The following is a 17,947-nucleotide window of genomic DNA, read 5'->3' as shown; positions in this document are numbered from 1 at the left end:
AAAGTAGGATTGTAATAATCCTACTTTTTTTAAACTCTTTTTCTTTTTTTAAAACTTTTGTACTCACCACTTAATATCCAATTCCAAACCAAAGCTATAATAACTCCTACTATAGTGGTTAGAATTCTTTTTCCAGCCCAAAAGTAAGGATCTCTCCCTTCCATATTAGTTGCTATACCTAAGAAAACAATACATGCTATAGTGCTTGATGCTGGCTTCTTCAAAATATAAGTACATCCAAAAATTATTATAATCATGGATAAAGCCATTATTAAACTTCCTTTAAAATCATTAGCTTCTGTTGTTATAAAGTAGATTGCAAATAATCCTACTACACCACCAAAGATAGTTCCGATTACTCTTTCTACGCCAACTTTAAAAGAATCTTTTATTGTCCCTTGTAAGCAAGATACTGCTGCTATAGCAGCATAAAATGGATTTACATTAAATAACACTTTTAATAAAAAAACACACCAGAAAACAGAAATAGATATTTTTAGACTCTTATTTAAGGTTTCATCGTATTCTTTTCCCATATTTACTTCCCTCTATGCGTATAATTTGGTAATAACATAGGAGATATACTACTTAGTTGAATATTTTCCTTCTTTAACATTTTGTGATACTTTTCAACATGATTTAATGTTAGGTTTGTAATTTCAACATCTTTAGAGATACTTCCTGCTGCTTTTCCCGCCCTTCTTCCAAAGACTATTATATCTAAAAGTGAATTCCCCATCAACCTATTTTTTCCATGAATTCCTCCTGCTGCTTCTCCTGCAACATATAGGTTTTTAATTTCTGTAGCTCCATTTTCATCTATTAGCAACCCTCCATTTTGATAATGAAGTGTTGGATAAATTAAAATCGGTTCTTTTCTCATATCTATTCCAAATTTTTGATACATTCTTAACATTGCTGGAACTCTCTTTTCTATTGTTCCAGGACCATTTAAAATTTCAATTAAAGGTGTATCTAACCAAACACCTTTAACTCCATTTGGAGCTTCAATACCTTTATTTTTTTTATTACACTCTCTTATTATTGCAGATGCTTCCACATCTCTTGTTTCTAAATGATATACAAACTGTTCTCCATCTATATTTAGTGGTGTTGCTCCTAAACTACGAACTTTTTCTGTAACTAACGCTCCAAATATTTGAGCTGGAAAAGCTACACCTGTAGGATGATACTGGATTGTATCTGCAAATGCTAATTTTGCTCCTGCTCTATATCCTAATACTAAACCATCTGCTGTTGCACCATAATGATTTGATGTTGGAAACCCTTGATAGTGTAATCTTCCTGCTCCACCTGTTGCTAATATAACTGTTTTAGCTTTTACTACATGATATTCCTCTGTTTCAATATTATATAAAACTGCTCCTGCAACTTTTCTCTCCTCATCTAAAACTAATTCAACTGCTGGTGAAAATTCTAAAACTTCAATCTCTTGATTTTGAACTTCATCTCTTAACACACGCATTATTTCTGCTCCAGAATAATCTGCTGCTGCATGCATTCTTTTTCTAGATGTTCCTCCACCATGTGTAGTTACCATAGTTCCATCTTTTTCTTTATCAAACATAACCCCCAAATTATCTAACCACTTTATCGCTAAAGGTGCATCCTTCACTAAAGCCGCTGCTAATTCTGGAACATTTGAATAGTGTCCTCCCCCCATTACATCTAAATAATGTTTCGCTGGAGAATCATCTGGTTTATCTGCCGCTTGAATTCCTCCCTCTGCCATCATTGTATTTGCATCTCCAAAACGTAATTTTGTAGCTATTAATACTTTTGCCCCTACTTTATGTGCTTCTAAGGCTGCTGCTGCGCCTGCACCACCACCACCAATAATAAGTACATCTGTTTCATAATCAATTTTGTTTAAATCTATGTCTATATTTTCTAATCTACTTTTTCCATGAAGTAATAATCCCAATTCAGTTGGCACCTTATCTCCTTTATTAGGTCCAATTTTTATTTCAACAAATCCTTCTTCTATATAATCTGGATGATTTTCTTTTAAAACATCAGTTTTCTCATCTGCAGTCATTCTTGGGAAATCCCCTTGAGCTATTCTTTGAGCACGAGTTGCTTCAACTTTCTTTATTAACTCTCTCATTTCTGGTGTATACATTAACTCTCCTCCAAATTTCTATTTTGTGATATCTCTATTATTATATAAATTTTTTAATTCTGATATATCTTTTTTCATAAGCTCCTCTAAAGCTAAATCATGCTCTCCATCTTCTATTTCCTTTACTCTATCATTCAAGTGCTTTGTTTCAGCTGAAATATATTTTCCTGTTAATCTACGTGCTAAAAGTCCAACATTATAATGAGTTATTCCAGCTGGACATCTAGTTGCACATATTCCACAAGACACACAATCAAAAGATGTATGAGCACACTTTTCTAATTCTCCTCTTTGAGCGTAACCAATATACTGCATTACATCCAAACCTTGTGAACACCCTTTTGTACAAGAATTACATCCAATACACTTATAAATTTCAGGATAATATTTCGCAATAGAATCTGCTGTAGAATCTAATTTATCTATATTATATATCCCTTTATCTCCTGGGAAAAATGGAATCTGAGTCAGATACATATTGTCTTCAACCTTACTTTGGCAAGCTAAAACAACTTTCATTTCCTTATTCCCTTTTACTCTATAAACTGTTGCACATGCACCACAAAATCCAGATCTGCATCCACAACCTCTTTTTAACTGATAACCAGCATATTCCATTGATTCCATTATTGTTAACGTATTCGGTACTGTGTATTTTTTACCCAATATATATATATCCACCATTTTTTTATCTGTCACTTTCTTATTCTCCTCCTAATAAAGATTAATATTCGTCTGGAAGCTCTGTTATTTCATCACATCTAAATACAGGTCCATCTTTACATACATATTTATCCCCTATATTACAACGTCCACATTTTCCAAATCCACACTTCATTTTTAATTCTAAAGTTGTATAAACCTGCTCTTTTTTAAATCCCAACTCTTCAAGTCCTTGAAGAACATATTTAATCATTATTGGAGGACCACAAACAAGAGCTACCTTATTAGTATTAAACTCTAATTCTTTTATATAACTTGGAACAAAACCAACATGTCCATTCCAATTTTCTGCCTCTTTATCAACTGTTAAGTATACATCTGTATTTTCCGATTTTGGCCAAACTTCAAATATATCTTTTGGATGAACTAAGTCTTCTGGTGTTCTAGCACCATAAACTATATCAACTTTTCCAAATTCATCTCTTCTATCCATAACATAATTTATAACCGATCTTAAAGGTGCCAATCCAATTCCTCCACCTATAAATAATAAGTCTTTTCCTTTTAGTAATTCCACAGGAAAATTATTTCCGTATGGTCCTCTTATTCCAATTTCGTCTCCTGCTTCTAATGTATGTAAATAATCTGTTACAACACCACATTTTTTTATACTACACTCTATATATCCCTCTTCAGTTGGAGATGACGTTATTGAAAAAATAGCTTCCCCTAGAGGTGGTACAGATATCATTGCACACTGCCCAGGTTTAAACTCAAAAGGTGCCTTTCCATTCTCTGATACTATTCTAAATGTTGTTACATCTGGTGTATCTCTTCTTACAAATTCTAATTTTGCTATTTGTGGAACCAATGGGTCCTTTTCATGACATGTACAAGCCATTATTTATTCACCGCCAATTTTTTTATTACTTTTACTATATCAATATGCACCGGGCACTTTTCTATACATCTTCCACATCCAACACAAGAATAAATTCCATCGTGATTATTTGGATAATATACTAATTTATGCATAAACCTCTGTCTTACTCTTTGCATTTGAGTTGTTCTAGGGTTTCCATGTGCCATTAAAGTAAATTCTGAATACATACACGAATCCCAACATCTAAATCTTTCACCACTATTATTTCCAGCATAATCTTTTACATCATAACAGTGACAAGTTGGACAAACATATGTACACGATCCACAAGCTAAACATCTTCTTGACAACTCTTTCCATACTTTTTCATTTTCAAAAACTTCTTTTAGCTCTCCAATCTTATTTATTTCTAAACTATTCAAAATATTTTCTTCTGATTTTTTTTTGATAATCTCTTTCCTATTTTCATGTAACTCTTTATCTACTTCTTCTATGTTTTCTAAAATATTTTTAAGCTTTTCTGTTAATATCTTACCCTCTTCAGTTACTTCATTCCAATAATAGAAGTCCCCACAATCAACTAGGGATATATCTGTAGATTTAAAAATTGATGTTGGCTCTATTCCAAAAATTTCGCAAAAACAACTACTTTCAATAGTGTTACAAGCTAAAGATATTATAATACCTCTATCTCTATGAGCCTTATAATACGTATCAACTGGTTCTCTTAAAAAAATATTATCTAATATTTCTAATGATTTAATATCGCAAGGTCTAGCACCAAAAATTACATATTTTTCTTCTGAAACCCCTTCTACTTTAAATTTTATTTTTTTATTCTCTGTCTTAAATTTTAAATATGTTTCATTTTGAGGAAATACAAAGTTTTTTAAAGGGACTGTTGTTTTTAAAGTTTCTAAATCTACTTCTCCCTCCTCTATAAAATTTTTAAACTTTAGTATCCCTCTATCTTTTTTAGGAAGAAATAAGTTATACTCTTCATTTATAATTTCCCAAAGGGCATTTAAATTTTTTTTAGATAACTTTTTCATTATTTCCCTCCCTTTTTCTCTGTGAAACTATCTTTATCCTCTATATTATAGTTTGATAACGTATCTTCTTCAGCACCATAAAGTTCATCTAAATCCTTTATTATTTTTCTATTTATCTTTCCTAAAGGAATTCCGACTGGACAAATTCTTTCACACTCACCACAGTCAGAACATCTTCCTGCTACATGATAAGCTCTTATAATTTGATAGAATCCTGTTTCACTTTCATTATTAGCTTTTCCTAGAACATCTTCATTTTTATTCTCAAAAACACAAGTTTCACAATTACAAGCAGGACAAATATTTCTACAGGCATTACATCTAATACATTTAGACATCTCTCCCATCCAATACTCATATCTTTCATCATAACTCATCTCTTCTATCTCTTTGACATCAGAATATTTATCTATCGTTTCATCTAAACATTCTTCACATTTTCTAAATATCTCATTCGTCATAAAATTCTTCATTCCATTACAAGATATTTTATAAGTAACAATATTTTCTTTAACTATTCTATTATCCATTACAATTTGCTCAAAACCTTTTTCATCACATTTTTTTAAGAAAACCCCTACTTTTCTTCCGTTATTTGCTTCATCTATTAAATATTTAGATAAATTATTTACACAGTAATCATCAATTATAAGTGTTTCAAACTCTTCTAAATTCTCTACGAAAGTTGGAATCGATTCAATAGAATTATCCTCTTTTTTCCAACCTATTATCACATCTATTTTTTTTGCTATTAAATCCTCTTTTGCTTCTAATAATATCTCTATCTTTCCCATCTCATATCCCTCAACTTTCTGTTTGGTCCTAATTTATGAACTTTTTCTAAAATATCATTCATAACTGTAGAAAATTTATTTGCTTCTGCTGCTGATATCCAATCAACTTTAAATCTATCTTTCTCTACTCCCATAAATTGAAGAAGATTAGTAAAAACCGAGAAACGTCTTCTTGTATAATAATTTCCTGTTGAATAATGACAATCCCCTGGATGACATCCTGCCATTACAACTCCATCTGCTCCTTTTTGAAAAGCACGAAGAACAAAATTTGGATTAACTCTACATGAACATGGTACACGGATTATTTTTACATTAGCTGGATAATTTAATCTACTCGTTCCTGCTAAATCTGCACCTGCATAGCTACACCAGTTGCAACAAAAAGCAACTATTAAAGGTTTGAACTCTTCTGTTTTATTTATTTCTAAAGACATATTGCGTCTACCTCCGCCATTATCTGTTTATTTGTAAATCCTTTTAAATCTATTGCACCTGGACGACAAGAAACAGTACATCCTCCACACCCTTGGCATAGAGCTTCATTCACTTCAGCCACTTCTTTTCTTACAACTTTCCCATGATCATATATATCCATCATTTTAACTTTTATAGCATCATATGGACACATCTTCGAACAAGCTTTACATCCACTACAAATATTTTTATTTACATTAGACACACAGGCATTATTTGTTAACTCTTTTTTGCTTAATAAAATTATTGCTTTTGCTGCTGCCGCACTAGCTTGTGCTACTGTTTCAGGTATATCTTTTGGTCCTTGACATGCTCCTGCTAAATATATTCCAGCTGAGGCTGTTTCTACAGGTTTTAACTTTGGGTGAGCTTCCGTAAAGAAGTTATTTAAATCCCCACTTATATTTAATTTTCTTTTTAATGCTACTGCGTCTGGCTTAGCTGATGTTGCTGAGGCTAATACTACCATATCTGCATCTATTTCTAATGGTACTCCTGATAACGTATCTACAGCTTGAACCATTAGTTTAGATCCTTCTGGCATAACTTTTCCAACCATTCCTTTTATATAGTGAACCCCGTATTCTTCTACAGCTCTTCTTTGGAATTCATCAAAATTCTTACCAGGAGTACGTACATCTATATAAAATACATAAACTTCTGTATCTGGATATTTATCTTTTATTAACATAGCATGCTTGGCTGTATACATACAACATATCTTCGAGCAATATGATTTTCCTCTTTCACTTTTATCTCTTGAGCCAACGCACTGAACAAAAACAACTTTTTTTGGTCTTTCTCCATTTGAAGGCTTTACAAATTTTCCTTTTGTAGGTCCTGCTGCATTTGTTAATCTTTCAAATTCAAGACCTGTTATAACATCTGGATGATCATAATGATATTCTCCAAATTCATCTAATTTTATTAAGTCAAATCCAGTTGCTAAAACTATAGCTCCATATTTTTGATTAATAATCTCCTCTTCTTGATCAAATTTTATAGCCTTAGTTCCACAAACTATAGAGCATACTCCACACTTTCCAGTTTTGAACTTTAAACATTGTTCCTTATCTATAACTGGAACTTTTGGTACAGACTGAGCAAATGGAGTATAAATTGCTGTTCTTGTGGCTAATCCCTCTTCAAATTCACTTTTTCCTTTTTTAGATGGACATTTCTCTATACAAACTCCACATCCAGTGCATTTATCCATATCTACATATCTTGGTTTTTTCTTTATAGCTACATTAAAGTTACCTACAAACCCACTTACATTTTCTACTTCACTATATGTATATAGTGTTATATTTGGATGTGCTGCTGCATCAACCATTTTTGGCGTTAATATACATGCCGAACAATCTAATGTAGGGAATGTTTTATCTATTTGAGCCATTTTTCCTCCAATTGTAGGAGCTTGCTCAACTATATCAACTAAGTATCCTGCGTCAGCAATATCCAAAGCTGTCTGAATCCCTGCTATTCCTCCACCTATTACTAAAGCTCTTTTTTCAACTGCAGTAGTTCCTGCTATTAATTCTTCATTTAAAGTTGCTTTAGCTATGGCTGCCTTTGTTAAGGATATGGCTTTTTCAGTTCCTACTTCCTTATCTTTGTGAACCCAAGAACAGTGTTCTCTTATATTTGCTATCTCTACTAAATATGGATTCAATCCAGCTGATTCTGCTGCTTTTCTAAATGTTGCTTCATGCATTCTAGGTGAACAAGAAGCAACGACTATTCTATCTAATCCTTTTTCTTTTATAGCATCTTTTAAATAGTTTTGACCTACCTCTGAGCACATATATTGGTAATCTACTGAATGTACTACCCCTGGCATATCTTTCACTGCATCTCTTACTTTTTCTACATCGACAGTACCAGCAATATTACTTCCACACCAACAAACAAATACCCCTACTTTACGCACTGATTTTCCTCCCTTAACAAAAAAAATTATTTACTATATTTACGAAAACCACTTACAACTGCTTGTTGTGGCATATCTCTATCTCTCATTAATTTTGAAACAACTTCAGGAGTCAATCTATCCTCTCCTTGTTTTCTAACAACTGTTTGTCTTACTGCTTCCATTAATTTTGAAACACTTACATCTCTTGGGCATCGCGATTCACAAGTAAAACAAGCTGCACAATTCCAAATAGACTTTGATTCTCTTAATTTTTTTACATCTCCAATTTGCAAAAATCTTATAACTTGATGAGGTAAAATATCCATTCCAGCATTTGCAGGACAACCTGCTGAACACTTTCCACATTGCATACAATCATCTATTTTTTCTTTACTCAGTTCAATTATTTTTTGAACCTCTGAATTTTTTTTAGGATTTTTTTTCTCCCTAATCATTATTCCTCCTCTGTTTTAAGATTTAAAGCTTCTGCTAACAATTCTGTAAAATATGTGACTTTAATTTTAGAATCTTTTTTTTCTAAATTATATTTACAAAGAGGACATGCAGTTATTATTTCCTCTATTTCGCTTAATTCAGCTGATTTAATAATCTTATCACTCATATTTTCAGCTAATTTTTTATTATTTACAGCTAAATACCCTCCACAACATTCAGTTCTATATGGATATTTTATGGCTTTTCCTCCTAGCGCTTCTATAAAATCCTCTATTATAGTTGGATTTTCTGGATTATCAAACGTCATCTCCTTTTGGGGTCTTAACAAAAGACATCCATAATATGCCCCTATTCTTCTTCCATTTAATGAATTTTCAACCTTTTCCTTTAAAATATCAAAAGTTACATCATTTTTTAACATTTCTAAATAATGAACTACCTCAGTTTCTCCCTTATACTCATTTTCAACTTCTAAATATAAATTAGCCTTCTTTCTTACGTTTTCTTTTGTTTTAATATCGTTATTAACTCTTTTAATAACATTGTGACAAGCTGAACAAAGAGTCAAAAGTTTCTCTTCTTTATCTCTTGCTGATATTAAACTTCTAACAGATGAAAGTTTTTGTGCTACTTCCCCATCACTTTGAGGATATACTCCCCCACAGCATTGCCAATTTTCAATCTCTTCTAATGAAATATTTAGCTTTTTTGCTGCTTCTAAAGCATAACTCTCCAATTTAGTTGCTTTAGTTTTTAAAGTACATCCTGGATAGTAACTATACTTCATTTTATCCCTCCATTTTAAAAGTATTTTTTCAAAAATTTTTGTTCTGAAAATAAGTACTATAATTCGTTTAAAGAACAGTTTTTAATTAAAATTATAGTATTACACTAGTATTCAAGTCAACTGTTTTTTTTTATTTTTTAGCTTTTTATAAAAACTTAACCAAAAGTTGATTAATTAGCGGTAAATAATTACCATTTATAATATATATTTTTCATTTATTGACACCTCTAATTAAAGTATGTATAATTAGTGAAAAATGTTCTTAAATTATTTTAACAACACTATTTTTATACACTTTTGTTAAAAAAATTTAGACTTTCAAATATCGAAGGAGGAAACTACTCAATGATTTTTTTCATCACACTTTTTATTATTTTTTTTGTCGGTTACTTTATTGTAAAAAAGTTTTATCCACAAGGAGTTTTATTTGTAGCTGGTTTTTTATTACTTTGTACTGCTATTCTTTTAAAAGATACTCCTATTCTTAATGAGAAAGCTTCAATAGGATCTAATTTTTTAGATATTTTTCAATATTTAAAAGATACTTTTTCTAAAACTACTGCTGGTCTTGGTTTAACTATTATGGTTGTTGGAGGATTTGCTAAATATATGGATCATATTGGAGCCAGTAAAGCACTAGTTAAAATCACAACTAAACCTATGAAAAAATTAAATTCACCATATTTAGTTCTAGCCCTTACTTATATTCTTGGACAAATTTTAAATATTTTTATTCCGAGTGCTTCTGGTTTAGGAGTTTTATTAATGGTTACTGTTTATCCTATTCTTGTTTCTCTTGGTGCTAGTCCACTTTCTGCAACAGCTGTTATTGGAACTACTGCTTGCTTAGATTTGGGGCCTGCATCTGGAAATTCTGTTCTGGCTGCTAAAACAGCAAATTTAGATGCTGCTCTTTATTTTGTTAAATACCAACTTCCTGTTGCTATTTTTGTTATAATTGCAATTGCAATAACGCATTATTTCGTACAAAAAATTGGAGATAAAAATTCAACTTATGATGATTTTGGAGTAAAAACTAAAAGCTCTATAGATGAAGAGGATAGTAATGTTCCTAATTTCTATGCTATTTTTCCCATAATCCCACTTGTTGTTATTTTAGCATTTAGCTCTCTTTTCAAAAGTTCAATAAAAATGAATGTTGAAGTTGCTATGCTCTTAAGCGTTACCGTTAGTATGGTTATTGAAGGAATCAGAAAAAAAACCTTTAAAAATACTATTAGTGAATTAAAAATAATTTTCAACTCTATGGGTTCACAATTTGCTGCAGTTATAACTCTAATAGTTGCTGGTCAATTTTTTGCTTATGGTTTAACTAAAGTTGGAGTTATTAATAGTATTATTGATTGGACTAAAAATGCTGGCTTAGGTGTTCAACCTATGATTTTAGTTATGACGGCGGTTATTTCAGCTTCGTCTGTTATTATGGGTTCTGGAAATGCTCCATTCTTTGCCTTTGCTGCTTTAGCACCAACTGTTGCAGCATCTGTTAATATTGACCCTGTTGTTATTGCCATGCCTATGCAACTTGCGTCTGGTATTGCAAGAAGTGTTTCACCTATTACTGCGGTTATTGTTGCTGTTTGTGGTATTTCAGGTGTTTCTCCATTTTTAGTTGTTAGAAGAACTTTTCTTCCTATGTTAGTTGGACTTGTTGTACTTCTCATCTCTAACATGGTTTTATTTGGTTAATATAAAATTTAAGGAGGATTTTTATGGATTTAAATACTTATTTAAAAAATTTAGAAATACTTGTTAATGTAGACTGTGGAAGCAATACTCCAGAGGGTTTACAATTTGTAACTAATTTTTTTCAAAAACTTTATAAAGATTGGATTGTTGAATATCATGAACTTAATGGAATAAATCCTGTTCTTGTTATTAAAAATAGAGATGTTGATAATTTTGATTTTCTTTTTATAGGTCACAATGACACTGTATTTCCTGAAGGAACTGCAGCTCAAAGACCATTTAAAATAGAGGGTGATATCGCAACTGGGCCTGGAGTTTATGATATGAAATCAGGACTTTTATCTATGTATGAGGTTGCAAAAGAATTTAAAGATAGCTCTTTAAATATATGTATAATAATAAATACAGATGAGGAAATTAGCTCTTTAATATCTAGAGAATTAATTACAGAAATGGGAAAAAAAACAAAATATGCTCTAGTTTTTGAACCCGCTAGAAAAAATGGAAATATGGTTTCAGAAAGAAAAGGGCTAATTAAGTATGAAATTACTTTTAATGGAAAAGCTGCTCATGCTGGAATAGCTCCTCAAAATGGTATAAATGCTATTGTTGAAGCATCTCATTGGGTTTTAGAGATTTCAAAATTACAAAATTTAGAATTAGGGAACTCTATTAACGTTGGAATTATTAATGGTGGATTTGGAGTAAATACAATACCTGATAAAGCTATTATAAAATTTGAAGGGCGATCACATGATATAAATCATTTTGAAAATATAGAAAAAACCTTAAATAGATTAAAAGAAAATCCATATGTTGAAGGTATTAATGTTGAAATAAAAGAGATTGGTTATCGACCTCCTTTAGTTCTTAATCCTTTATCAAAGGAACTTTTAGATAAATTTGAAATAGTTAAAAAACAATTAAAAATTGATTCTAATTGGGAAAAAACTGGTGGTGGATCTGATGCTAATTTTTTAGGAATTCTCGGAGTTGGAGTTCTTGACGGAGTAGGACCTGTTGGTGGAAACTCTCATGAAGCTTCTGAATATTTAGTTATCTCATCTATTGAAAAACGTATTGAGATGGTAAAAGAAGTTTTAAAGATGTTTTTATAAATATTTTCATGGAAAAAAATACTAAAATAATGTATAATTATGAAAAAGAATATATTGGAGGTATTTTTAATGAAAATTAAAGCCTTTCCTTTGGGAAGCTATATGACGAACTGCTATTTGGTTTGGAATGACAACAACGAAGCTTCTCTTTTTGATTGTAGTGATTCTAGATTAGAAAATATTGTATCTTTTATAAAAGATCACAATTTAACTCTAAAAAATGTTATTCTTACTCATGGTCATGGTGATCATATTGGCGGAATAAATGAAATAAAACATCTTTTTCCTAATGTTCACATTTATATTGGAAAAGAGGAAGAGAAATTTTTAACTGATGCATCCTTAAACTTATCTTATGCTATTCAAGGATATGACTTTGCATATACAGGTGATTTTACTCCTATAAAAGAGGGAGATTCTATTTTTGGTTTTGAAGTTATTGATACTCCTGGTCATACAATTGGTTCTAAATGTTTTTATAACAAAGAGTCTAATTTTATGATTTCTGGGGATACACTATTCAGAAGAAGTTATGGTAGATATGATTTACCTACTGGTAACTTATCACAATTACAAAGAAGTTTAAAAAAGATTTGTGAAACTTATCCAGAAGATACTATAGTGTATAGCGCCCATACTGAACCTACTATTTTAGGCGAGGAAAAAAGAGTATTAAAATCCCAAGGAATGTTTTAGGAGGAATTAATATGGAAAACAAAGTTTATGATGTTGTTATTATCGGTGCTGGACCAGCTGGTCTAACTGCAGCACTTTATGCTGGAAGATCTAATCTTTCAGTTTTAGTTATTGAGAAGCCAAATACTGGAAGTCTTCTTATGGCCCATAAAATAGAAAACTATCCTGGTATTTTAGGATCACCTACTGGAAAAGATATCTATACTCTAATGAAAGAGCAAACACTTAAATACAATGTTGAATTTGTTAATGCTACATTTTTAGCATTTGATTTATTTGGAGAGCATAAAATTGTAAAAACAGATATTGAAAATTTCCTAGGAAAAACTGTTATAATTGCAAGTGGATGGGCAAAAAATGGATCTAAAAAACTTCCTGGAGAAGAAAAGTATCTAGGAAAAGGAGTTTCTTACTGTGCAACTTGTGATGGCGCTTTTACAAGAAATATGACTGTTTCTCTTTTTGGAAAAGGTAAAGAAATTGCTGAAGAAGCTCTATTTTTAACAAAGTATTCAAAAGAGATTCATATGTTTATAACTGATAACTGTGATGATAGTTGCGATAAAGCTCTTATGGAAACATTAAAAGCCAACGAAAAAGTTAAAATGTATTATTCAAGTGAACTAGTTGAAATTAAGGGAGATGAATTTGTTGAAGAGGTTATTGTTAAAATCAATGGTACTCATGAAACTTATCCTACTCAGTTTGCTTTCTTATACTTAGGAACAAAATCACTTAAAGAACTTTATGGTGAAGTGGCATCTCTAGATGAGCAAGGTTATATTATTACTAATGAAGCTATGCATACATCTATTGAAGGAATATATGCTGCTGGAGACGTTAGATCTAAACACATTAGACAAGTTACTACAGCTACATCAGATGGTACAATTGCTGCCTTAGAAGCGATTAAACATGTTTTAAAGAAACATAATTTAAAAGCACAATATAGTTAAAAAAAGTCAGAGTAAAACTCTGACTTTTCTATTTATTATAATTTAAATAGCATATCTTCGTAAGTTGGTACAGGCCAAACTTTCTTTTCAACTTGATGCTCTAGTAAATCAATAATATCTCTTAGACATTTAAGCAAAGGAATTATTTCTTTATTTAAATAAACTACTTTTTCATATAAATCTTCAATTTCATTAGCTACTACAAGTTGTGACTCTAATTGAGCTAAATAATCTTTCAAACGATTTTTTCCAGCTAATAGTTTTACTAAATGAGCTTTATCAGCCACTAAGAACTCATCATCTCCTAAAACTTCTCTTAATGACAAGATACTATTTGATATCTTAGCTGCATACTCCATTAAAGCTGGATATATCTCATTTCTAGCTATTCTAACCATTGAGCTTCCTTCGATATTAACTTGTTTAATATAACGCTCACAATAAACCATATATCTTGCCTCTAGCTCTTCTGGTGATAATACCTTGGCATTTTTAAATAACTCTACTATATTTTCTTGTTTATATATTCTCAATCCTTCTAGTGTATTTTTTAAATTTTTTAACCCTCTTTTTTCTGCTTCAATTTTCCAACTCTCATCATAACCATTTCCATTGAATATAATTCTTTTATGCTTTTCGTATCTATCTTTTATAAGTTCGATTATATCCTTTTTTAAATTCTTAGAATCTCTTCCTTCTAAATAATCGGCATACTCTTTTATTATAGTTCCAATAATTGTATTTATTATAAATGTTGGTGTCGATGCCGATGCACTTGAACCTGGCATTCTAAACTCAAATTTATTTCCTGTAAATGCAAAAGGTGATGTTCTATTTCTATCTGATATATCTTTTGGTATTTTTGTAAAGTTTTTTACACCAAACTCCATATTTTCTTGTGCTTCGTTTACAGGAACTATTTTTCCTATATTTTTTAATATTTCTTCTAACTCTTCCCCTATGAAAACCGAAATTATTGCAGGAGGTGCTTCGTGTCCACCTAATCTATGGTCATTTCCAGGAGTCGCACAAGAAGCTCTCAAGACATCTTCATATCTATCAATTCCCTCTAAAACTGCTGTTAAAAATACTAAAAACTGAAGATTATTTTTTGATAAAGAAGATGGATCTAATAAGTTTTCTCCCAAATTTGTTGATAATGACCAGTTGCAATGTTTTCCAGAACCATTAACTCCTTTAAATGGTTTCTCATGTAATAATGCACTTAATTTATGTCTATCTGCAACCTTTTTTATTATATCCATAGTCAATTGATTCTGATCAACAGCTACATTTGCTGTTGTAAACATCAATGCAATCTCAAACTGATTAGGAGCTACTTCATTATGTTTTGTTTTTGCCATTATCCCTATTTTCCATAATTCCGTATCTATCTCATTCATCACTTTTTCAACTTTTTCTTTTATACTTCCGTAGTAATGATCATTTAACTCTTGACCTTTTGGTGGTAAAGATCCAAATATTGTTCTACCTGAAAGCATTAAATCTTGACGTTTTTCCCAAAATTTCTTCTCTATTAAAAAATACTCTTGCTCTAATCCTAGAGTGTTTGTTATTGACGTTACATTTGATTTAGGGTCTAGTATCTTTTTTAATCTTAGTGCTTGCTCTGATATAAAGTCTATTGATCTTAATAAAGGTACTTTTTTATCTAATGCCATCTGGTTATATCCAATAAAAGCTGTTGGAATATATAATGATTTAGATAATCCCTCTCCTCTTAAAAACATTGGTGATTTACAATCCCACGCTGTGTATCCTCTTGCTTCAAAAGTTGATCTAACTCCTCCATTTGGAAATGATGATGTATCAGCTTCACCCTTTATAAGCTCCTTCCCAGAGAATTGCGAAACACAAGTACCATCAGACGACATAGAAATAAACGAATCATGCTTTTCAGCAGTCAATTCTGTCAATGGTTGAAACCAATGTGTAAAATGTGTAGCTCCATTTTCAGTAGCCCAATTTTTAACTGCATTTGCTATTGAGTCAGCAAGTTCTATAGATAACTCTTTCTCTCCATTTTGAACTTTTTTAAACTCTTTAAAATACGATTCTGGTATTCTGCTTTTTAATTTATCCTCTGTAAAGCAAAATTGTCCAAAAATTTCCAGCATGTTGTTCATAAATCCTCCCTTTTTTGTTCTACATTGTCGAACGTCATTCTTCAATAAAAAATTGTTATATTAACAATATACCATTTTTATTTTTTTGTCAATAGGAAAATAAAAAAGAGGAGTTTTCACTCCTCTCGTGCTCCTAATTCGAACGATATTTTTTTACTCATAGCAACCATCTTTGGTGCCAATTTAGGTAAAATATTCATTAATTTTTCTCTTGTTGCCATTATTGATGCTGTTCCAACAAAAACATTATTAACTTTAAAAATTGGAACCGATATACAATAAATTCCTAATTCAACCTCTGATCGCTCTAAAGAATATCCATCTTCTCTAATTTTATAAATCTCTTCTATCAATGTTTCTCTATCTATTATTGTACTATTTGTATATTTATATAATAGATTTTTACTAAATATTTTATCTATATTTACATCTTTAGAATATGCTAATGCTAACTTTCCAGAAGCTGATGCATTTAAAGGAATTTTAGTTATCGATGTACTAATTGTATAATACATCGAGTCAGATTGTACTCTATCAATTAATTTTAAATGCTCTCTCTTAAATAAAAATAAATTCACGGTCACTGAAAACTCTTCTGATATCTTTACTAAATATTTATGCCCAATATTCTTTATTAAAACATCCTCATTTACAATAAAGCTTTTTTCTATAAAGGCTGGTCCTAATGAATAGTTGCTATTTTTTTCATTTTGCTCTAAATACGAGTTTTTTAAAAGTGTTGATACAATTCCATGTGCAGTACTTTTACTTAAACCAACTTTTTCACTAATCTCTTTTAATGAAAGTTCATGCACATTTTCATTAAAACAGTTCATTATATCTATTGCTCTTTGGATAGATTGTATAGTTTTCCCTTCCATAAAATCCCCTTTTATTTTAATCTAAAGAATCCTTCTTCAGTTTTTTCAATTTTTCCCTCTTTTAAAAGTTTTCCTATAGCTCTTTTAAAAGCTTTTTTACTTATTCCAAAATACTCTTTTATAGCTTCTGGTGAACTATCGTCATTAAATCTAAAGTGCGTTTTTAATATCTTCATTTTTCCTAAAATACTTTCTGCATCTTTATCCATCTGAACAAAAGCTAACTCTCTCATTGCTAAGTCTAACTTTCCATCCTCTCTAACTCTGATAACTCTAGCTTGAATCTCTTCACCTACATAGAACTTTTTAAAACACTCACTATTTGGAATTAATCCAAAATATCTATTGTCCACTGCTACGAAAACACCAATTTCAGGATTAATTCTATATACTGTACCTTCTACAAAATCATTTTTTTGATAATCTTTATTTGGCATTAAAAAACTATATATTTTCATTGTCGCAGATAGTCTTCCTTTACTATCCTCATATATTCCAACTAAAACCTCATCTCCTGGTTTAACTTCTCCTACCATTTGGGCATGTGGTAATAGTAATTCTTTTTTTAGTCCCCAATCTAAGAATGCTCCCAATTTTTCATTTGTATCTGTTACATACAGCTTTCCTATTGTTCCAACTGTTAAAGCTGTTTTTCTTAAAGTTGCTGTTAATCTATCTTCCGAGTCTCTATATATCATTACATCTAGCTCATCACCAATATCTAAAACTTTACCCTCTAACTCATTGTTAGGCAGAAGAATATTATCTTTTGAGTCTCCTGTTCCTGCATCTAAATGTGCTCCTTTGCTGCTGAAGTTATTAATCTTCATTGTTTGTCTTTTTCCTACTTTTACCATTTTACCTTTCTCCTTACTATTTTACTCCAAATAGTTTCCAAATAAATTAAATTTCTCTTCCATTTTATGAGGATAGTTTTTATAATAATACTCAAAAAGTTTTATTACAGGTTTAAAATCCTCATAACTTTCTAATATTCTTAAATACTCTTTTTCTATACTAATTAAAGAGTAATAATCACTTTTTTCAAACATTTTAAATAATCTATTAATTATATCTATTACTTCTTTAAGAGGAACTTCTATTCCTTTTCCAATTATAAGTGCCTCTATATAAAAAGTTCTACTTTCATTTTTTTTCTCAAAGTACTCTGATAATTTCCCTAGGTTATATAATAGTTTAAATTTCTCTTCATTATTTTTAATAATTTTCTTTTCATAAATCTTATTTAATTTTAAATAAATATTTTTT

General features: G+C 30.6%; 17 protein-coding genes and 1 pseudogene. 4 read left to right on the top strand and 14 right to left on the bottom strand.

The genetic code is table 11. From position 1 onward, the window contains the following. Positions 1–29: 29 nt before the first annotated feature. Genes HMPREF0202_RS01365 through HMPREF0202_RS01320 form a run of 10 tightly spaced genes read right to left on the bottom strand, consistent with a single transcriptional unit; the run spans position 30 to position 9,170 of the window. The gene (locus HMPREF0202_RS01365; protein ID WP_023049799.1) at positions 30–536 is read right to left on the bottom strand and encodes an FUSC family protein; all 507 of its coding nucleotides are present in this window, start codon (positions 534–536) and stop codon (positions 30–32) included. A gap of 2 nt (positions 537–538) precedes the next feature. Further along, positions 539–2,143, bottom strand: a complete 1,605-nt coding sequence (locus tag HMPREF0202_RS01360) for an FAD-binding protein (protein WP_023049798.1) — start codon at positions 2,141–2,143, stop codon at positions 539–541. 18 nt (positions 2,144–2,161) lie between these two features. Continuing rightward, entirely contained in the window at positions 2,162–2,842 is a 681-nt protein-coding gene (locus HMPREF0202_RS01355; protein WP_023049797.1) for a 4Fe-4S dicluster domain-containing protein, read from the bottom strand. Positions 2,843–2,867: 25 nt separating this feature from the next. After that, the gene (locus HMPREF0202_RS01350) at positions 2,868–3,707 is read right to left on the bottom strand and encodes an FAD/NAD(P)-binding protein (RefSeq protein WP_023049796.1); all 840 of its coding nucleotides are present in this window, start codon (positions 3,705–3,707) and stop codon (positions 2,868–2,870) included. After that, the gene (locus HMPREF0202_RS01345) at positions 3,707–4,741 is read right to left on the bottom strand and encodes a 4Fe-4S dicluster domain-containing protein (RefSeq protein ID WP_023049795.1); all 1,035 of its coding nucleotides are present in this window, start codon (positions 4,739–4,741) and stop codon (positions 3,707–3,709) included. Before HMPREF0202_RS01345 ends, HMPREF0202_RS01350 begins: the two co-directional genes overlap by 1 nt. Continuing rightward, positions 4,741–5,535 (bottom strand): 4Fe-4S dicluster domain-containing protein, encoded by a 795-nt coding sequence (locus HMPREF0202_RS01340; protein WP_023049794.1) that lies wholly within the window; start codon positions 5,533–5,535, stop codon positions 4,741–4,743. Before HMPREF0202_RS01340 ends, HMPREF0202_RS01345 begins: the two co-directional genes overlap by 1 nt. Next, the gene (locus HMPREF0202_RS01335) at positions 5,523–5,972 is read right to left on the bottom strand and encodes a hydrogenase iron-sulfur subunit (RefSeq protein WP_023049793.1); all 450 of its coding nucleotides are present in this window, start codon (positions 5,970–5,972) and stop codon (positions 5,523–5,525) included. Before HMPREF0202_RS01335 ends, HMPREF0202_RS01340 begins: the two co-directional genes overlap by 13 nt. Continuing rightward, a complete protein-coding gene (locus HMPREF0202_RS01330) occupies positions 5,963–7,945 on the bottom strand; it encodes a CoB--CoM heterodisulfide reductase iron-sulfur subunit A family protein (protein ID WP_023049792.1) in 1,983 nt (660 codons plus the stop codon). Before HMPREF0202_RS01330 ends, HMPREF0202_RS01335 begins: the two co-directional genes overlap by 10 nt. A gap of 26 nt (positions 7,946–7,971) precedes the next feature. Then, entirely contained in the window at positions 7,972–8,382 is a 411-nt protein-coding gene (locus HMPREF0202_RS01325; RefSeq protein ID WP_023049791.1) for a 4Fe-4S dicluster domain-containing protein, read from the bottom strand. Further along, entirely contained in the window at positions 8,382–9,170 is a 789-nt protein-coding gene (locus HMPREF0202_RS01320) for a CoB--CoM heterodisulfide reductase iron-sulfur subunit B family protein (protein WP_023049790.1), read from the bottom strand. Before HMPREF0202_RS01320 ends, HMPREF0202_RS01325 begins: the two co-directional genes overlap by 1 nt. A 345-nt stretch (positions 9,171–9,515) precedes the next feature. Here HMPREF0202_RS01320 and dcuC point away from each other — a divergent pair, with 345 nt between their 5' ends. The 4 genes from dcuC to HMPREF0202_RS01300 all read left to right on the top strand — a co-directional run bounded on the left by dcuC (position 9,516) and on the right by HMPREF0202_RS01300 (position 13,650). Then, positions 9,516–10,880, top strand: a complete 1,365-nt coding sequence (gene dcuC, locus HMPREF0202_RS01315; RefSeq protein WP_023049789.1) for a C4-dicarboxylate transporter DcuC — start codon at positions 9,516–9,518, stop codon at positions 10,878–10,880. Positions 10,881–10,903: 23 nt separating this feature from the next. Beyond that, positions 10,904–11,998 carry a M20 family metallopeptidase gene (locus HMPREF0202_RS01310; protein ID WP_023049788.1) on the top strand — a complete coding sequence of 365 codons (1,095 nt, stop codon included), beginning with the start codon at positions 10,904–10,906 and terminating at the stop codon, positions 11,996–11,998. 69 nt (positions 11,999–12,067) lie between these two features. Next, positions 12,068–12,694 carry an MBL fold metallo-hydrolase gene (locus HMPREF0202_RS01305; RefSeq protein ID WP_023049787.1) on the top strand — a complete coding sequence of 209 codons (627 nt, stop codon included), beginning with the start codon at positions 12,068–12,070 and terminating at the stop codon, positions 12,692–12,694. 11 nt (positions 12,695–12,705) lie between these two features. After that, positions 12,706–13,650, top strand: coding sequence for an NAD(P)/FAD-dependent oxidoreductase (locus HMPREF0202_RS01300; protein WP_023049786.1), 945 nt, complete (start codon positions 12,706–12,708; stop codon positions 13,648–13,650). Positions 13,651–13,685: 35 nt separating this feature from the next. On the opposite strand, the gene HMPREF0202_RS01295 is transcribed toward HMPREF0202_RS01300, so the two are convergent. The 4 genes and pseudogenes from HMPREF0202_RS01295 to HMPREF0202_RS15200 all read right to left on the bottom strand — a co-directional run. Continuing rightward, on the bottom strand, positions 13,686–15,797 hold the full coding sequence (locus tag HMPREF0202_RS01295; RefSeq protein WP_040406036.1) for a glutamine synthetase III family protein: 2,112 nt from the start codon (positions 15,795–15,797) through the stop codon (positions 13,686–13,688). A 116-nt stretch (positions 15,798–15,913) separates the two neighbouring features. After that, a complete protein-coding gene (locus tag HMPREF0202_RS01290) occupies positions 15,914–16,678 on the bottom strand; it encodes an IclR family transcriptional regulator (protein ID WP_023049784.1) in 765 nt (254 codons plus the stop codon). A gap of 11 nt (positions 16,679–16,689) precedes the next feature. After that, positions 16,690–17,535: a CvfB family protein gene (locus HMPREF0202_RS01285; protein ID WP_023049783.1), complete on the bottom strand. Its 846-nt coding sequence runs from the start codon at positions 17,533–17,535 to the stop codon at positions 16,690–16,692. A 21-nt stretch (positions 17,536–17,556) separates the two neighbouring features. Beyond that, positions 17,557–17,947: pseudogene (locus HMPREF0202_RS15200) on the bottom strand (hypothetical protein); the annotation flags it as partial.

This window comes from Cetobacterium somerae ATCC BAA-474 (assembly GCF_000479045.1).
Lineage (GTDB): Bacteria > Fusobacteriota > Fusobacteriia > Fusobacteriales > Fusobacteriaceae > Cetobacterium_A > Cetobacterium_A somerae.
The sequence above is the reverse complement of the archived record's forward strand: the minus strand, read 5'-3'. Positions and strand labels throughout refer to the sequence as shown.

Bases quoted from the DNA above. Each gene is read 5' to 3' on its own strand.
- HMPREF0202_RS01285 (WP_023049783.1), bottom strand. From the start codon at position 17,535: ATGGTAAAAGTAGGAAAAAGACAAACAATGAAGATTAATAACTTCAGC.
- HMPREF0202_RS01365 (WP_023049799.1), bottom strand. From the start codon at position 536: ATGGGAAAAGAATACGATGAAACCTTAAATAAGAGTCTAAAAATATCT.
- dcuC (WP_023049789.1), top strand. From the start codon at position 9,516: ATGATTTTTTTCATCACACTTTTTATTATTTTTTTTGTCGGTTACTTT.
- HMPREF0202_RS01335 (WP_023049793.1), bottom strand. From the start codon at position 5,972: ATGTCTTTAGAAATAAATAAAACAGAAGAGTTCAAACCTTTAATAGTT.
- HMPREF0202_RS01290 (WP_023049784.1), bottom strand. From the start codon at position 16,678: ATGGAAGGGAAAACTATACAATCTATCCAAAGAGCAATAGATATAATG.
- HMPREF0202_RS01325 (WP_023049791.1), bottom strand. From the start codon at position 8,382: ATGATTAGGGAGAAAAAAAATCCTAAAAAAAATTCAGAGGTTCAAAAA.
- HMPREF0202_RS01340 (WP_023049794.1), bottom strand. From the start codon at position 5,535: ATGGGAAAGATAGAGATATTATTAGAAGCAAAAGAGGATTTAATAGCA.
- HMPREF0202_RS01345 (WP_023049795.1), bottom strand. From the start codon at position 4,741: ATGAAAAAGTTATCTAAAAAAAATTTAAATGCCCTTTGGGAAATTATA.
- HMPREF0202_RS01360 (WP_023049798.1), bottom strand. From the start codon at position 2,143: ATGTATACACCAGAAATGAGAGAGTTAATAAAGAAAGTTGAAGCAACT.
- HMPREF0202_RS01305 (WP_023049787.1), top strand. From the start codon at position 12,068: ATGAAAATTAAAGCCTTTCCTTTGGGAAGCTATATGACGAACTGCTAT.
- HMPREF0202_RS01320 (WP_023049790.1), bottom strand. From the start codon at position 9,170: ATGAAGTATAGTTACTATCCAGGATGTACTTTAAAAACTAAAGCAACT.
- HMPREF0202_RS01350 (WP_023049796.1), bottom strand. From the start codon at position 3,707: ATGGCTTGTACATGTCATGAAAAGGACCCATTGGTTCCACAAATAGCA.
- HMPREF0202_RS01295 (WP_040406036.1), bottom strand. From the start codon at position 15,797: ATGAACAACATGCTGGAAATTTTTGGACAATTTTGCTTTACAGAGGAT.
- HMPREF0202_RS01310 (WP_023049788.1), top strand. From the start codon at position 10,904: ATGGATTTAAATACTTATTTAAAAAATTTAGAAATACTTGTTAATGTA.
- HMPREF0202_RS01300 (WP_023049786.1), top strand. From the start codon at position 12,706: ATGGAAAACAAAGTTTATGATGTTGTTATTATCGGTGCTGGACCAGCT.